4 protein-coding genes are annotated in these 3,090 nt (G+C 40.5%); 1 reads left to right on the forward strand and 3 read right to left on the reverse strand.

Annotated elements, in window-relative coordinates:
• The 3 genes from J8L97_RS22540 to J8L97_RS22550 all read right to left on the reverse strand — a co-directional run.
• On the reverse strand, positions 1 to 380 hold a 380-nt coding region (locus J8L97_RS22540), incomplete at its 3' end, for an alcohol dehydrogenase catalytic domain-containing protein (RefSeq protein ID WP_211052949.1).
• A 15-nt stretch (positions 381 to 395) separates the two neighbouring features.
• Positions 396 to 1,493 (reverse strand): alkene reductase, encoded by a 1,098-nt coding sequence (locus J8L97_RS22545; RefSeq protein ID WP_211052951.1) that lies wholly within the window; start codon positions 1,491 to 1,493, stop codon positions 396 to 398.
• A gap of 13 nt (positions 1,494 to 1,506) precedes the next feature.
• On the reverse strand, positions 1,507 to 1,923 hold the full coding sequence (locus tag J8L97_RS22550) for a VOC family protein (RefSeq protein WP_211052952.1): 417 nt from the start codon (positions 1,921 to 1,923) through the stop codon (positions 1,507 to 1,509).
• A gap of 97 nt (positions 1,924 to 2,020) precedes the next feature.
• On the opposite strand from J8L97_RS22550, the gene J8L97_RS22555 reads away from it, so the two are divergent.
• Positions 2,021 to 2,944, forward strand: coding sequence for a LysR family transcriptional regulator (locus tag J8L97_RS22555; RefSeq protein ID WP_211052954.1), 924 nt, complete (start codon positions 2,021 to 2,023; stop codon positions 2,942 to 2,944).
• Positions 2,945 to 3,090 lie beyond the last annotated feature (146 nt).

Raw genomic sequence — 3,090 nt, forward strand, 5'->3', positions numbered from 1 at the left:
AGTGGTAATGCTGCGGCTTCTGAATACGTTAAGTTTTTCGGTTTCTTACCAACAATTCTTGAATCAACTGCTTGATACTCAGCATTACTACCTGAACGAGTAATATCTCCGGCATAAAAAACCTCATCGCCAACACAAAAATCTGTCACTTGCTCGCCAATTGCTTCAACAATGCCTGAAGCATCCCAACCTAATACTCTAGGCGAGTCTTCAACCTTGTCTTTAGGCGCTCGTACCTTAGTATCAACCGGATTAACCGATACAGCATTAACTTTCACCAGTAAATCGTAACCCGAAGCCGAAGGCATGTTTATCTCGAAGTCTTGCAATACTTGCTCGTTTTCTATTGGTAAATATTTATATAGGCCAATTGCTTTCATGTTTAACTCCTTAATTTATTTACAATATATTGGGTAATCTGTGTATCCACGTTCATCGCCGCCAAACAGCGTGGCTTGATCAGAAATGTCATTGAGCGGTAAATTATTTTCCAGTCGATAAGGCAAATCTGGATTTGCCAAGAACTTACGACCAAAAGCAACGAAATCAACTAAACCGTCACCAATCAACTCATCTGACTTTTCTGGTGTGTAATTACCCGCTACAACAATTGCACCAGAGAAGTTTTCACGTAGTTGCTGACGAAACGCTGGTGTTACCTTAGGAGCATCGTCCCAATCGGCTTCGGCAAGATGTATGTAGGCGATACCCAATTCATCAAAATGTTTAGCTAGTAATAATATGGCATCGATTGCTTCAGGGTCGTTCATGCCTCTTTGGGTAATAAATGGAGCTAATCTTATTGCCGTGCGCTCAGCGCCTATTTCATCACTAATCGCTTTAATGATATCTAAGGCAAACTTAATGCGATTTTCTAAACTGCCACCGTATTCGTCAGTACGTTTGTTTGATGTACTACGTAAAAATTGATCAATTAAATAACCATTTCCAGCATGCACTTCTACACCGTCAAATCCCGCTTCTATAGCGTTAACTGCCCCTTGGCGATAGTCTTCAACAATACCTTTGATTTCTTGGGTTGATAACGCTCGTGGTATTGGGCAATCAAGCATGCGGCCAACACCATCATCACCAACTACCCACACTTGTGCATCTGGAGCTAAGGCGCTCGGTGCAACAGGTAACCCATCAGGATGAAACACAGGGTGTGACATCCGGCCAACATGCCAAAGTTGAGAAAAGATAATGCCCGAGCTTTTATGAACCGCATCTGTTACTTTTTTCCAGCCATCAATTTGCGCTTGTGTATAAATGCCCGGTGTAAAGGAGTAACCTTTGCCTTGCGAAGAAATTTGAGTGGCTTCTGAAACAATAAAACCTGCACTTGCCCGTTGTGCATAGTAAGTCGCCATTAAATCCGTCGGGATATCGCCGGGTTGTGCGGTACGAGAACGCGTCATCGGTGCCATAACCACTTTATTAGTGGTATTAAGGTTTCCAAGTTTGCCTGTGTTAAATAGTGTGTTTTTCATATGCTTAACCTCATTAATGAATATCGTTTCTTGAAAATAAGATTTCTATTTTTAGGCCATCAGGGCCTGTGATAAATACTTGATGTTCGTTTGCTTCAGGTATCTCTCGTTCAACAAAAGGCACGTTATACGTTAACAAACGACCTTTAAGTCCTTGGTAGTCATTTGAGCTAAACGCTAAATGATCAACCGTTGGCAAGCTCGGTGTTGAACAGTGCTTTTCATCATGTCCTAAATAAAAAGATTGCTCAGGGTTGATGTCATTTCTCCCCGCAATGTGGATACAAGGCACATTGTTCTCGTCATACAACCAAACACCAGCAAAACCAAACGGTGGGCGTTGACCTTCTTTCAAACCAAGTGTCTGTACTAAAAACTGCGACATCTCATCTAAATTAGATGCAAGCAGTAAAGCGTGATTTAATTGCATATCAACCTCCTTAAAGCGATGTAATCAGTTTAACTGTTTTGACTAATTTGATAATTGCTCGTAGAGTTAAATCACTATTCACAAAAACTGAAGAATTATGACGAAGATTGATGATATGGCGTTGTTCGTTCACGTAGTAAAAGCGGGAGGACTAGCGGCAGCAGGACGAAAATTAGGACTTTCACCTGCAAGTATGACGGCACGCATTAACCAAATTGAAAAGCGTTACGGCACAAGGTTGTTGACTCGAAATACACGAAGTATCTCGTTAACCGATGCTGGTGAGCGTTTTTATAGTGGCTGTTTAAGGGTAATTGAAGAAGTCGAAAATACTGAAAATATGATACAAGACTCGCAAAACACATTGCAAGGACACTTACGAATATCCGCAACTTCTGATTTTGGCCGACAATATGTTGCACCAGCACTTGCGGAGTTTGCCAGTAACCATCCTAATATTTCTCCTCATTTAATGCTATCTGACGGCTTAATCAACATCATTGATCAAGGCGTTGATATTGCCTTTAGATTCGGTAATTTACCAGACAGTAACCTTATCAGCAGACCTTTAGTTCAAAATCGACGAGTGTTATGCGCCTCTCCGGGTTACATAAAACACAATGGATTACCCCGACATCCAGAAGATCTATCGCATCACCGTTGTTTGATTCTCGAACGCTCTGGTCAACCACTAAATGATTGGCATTTTGAAGTTAATAACAAACGACAATCAATAAAGGTAGAGCCGCATTTGTCATGTTCAGACGGTGAGGTCATTAGGCGTTGGGCTGTTCAAGGTTTTGGCATTGCTTTTAAGTCATTAATTGACATAAAAAGAGACCTTTCTAACAACAAGCTTGTATTGCTATTAGATGAATATGTACGAGGATTTAGTCATAGTGATACTGAAGTGGTCGGTGTTCAAGCTATATATGCCAGTAGACAGTATATGCCAATGCAGGTAAAAGAGTTTTTAACTTTTTTCGAACAGTGGCTAAATAAAAAAATCATCAACCCATAAAACTGAGAATACTCAAATGGGTTCAGATCTTGTATTTTAGATGGTGATATTACAATTTTAAATGGCCTCTATTCGCTCATAGCTGTCTGTCAGATAAAGTCCAAACCTTTTAATCTAAGCGGTAAGATATGGGCTACTACATTATA

Source organism: Pseudoalteromonas sp. MMG012, assembly GCF_018100875.1.
Classification (GTDB): Bacteria; Pseudomonadota; Gammaproteobacteria; order Enterobacterales; family Alteromonadaceae; genus Pseudoalteromonas; species Pseudoalteromonas aurantia.

Coding starts and splice junctions, on each gene's coding strand:
- J8L97_RS22550 (WP_211052952.1), bottom strand. CDS start 1,923: ATGCAATTAAATCACGCTTTACTGCTTGCATCTAATTTAGATGAGATG.
- J8L97_RS22555 (WP_211052954.1), top strand. CDS start 2,021: ATGACGAAGATTGATGATATGGCGTTGTTCGTTCACGTAGTAAAAGCG.
- J8L97_RS22545 (WP_211052951.1), bottom strand. CDS start 1,493: ATGAAAAACACACTATTTAACACAGGCAAACTTGGAAACCTTAATACC.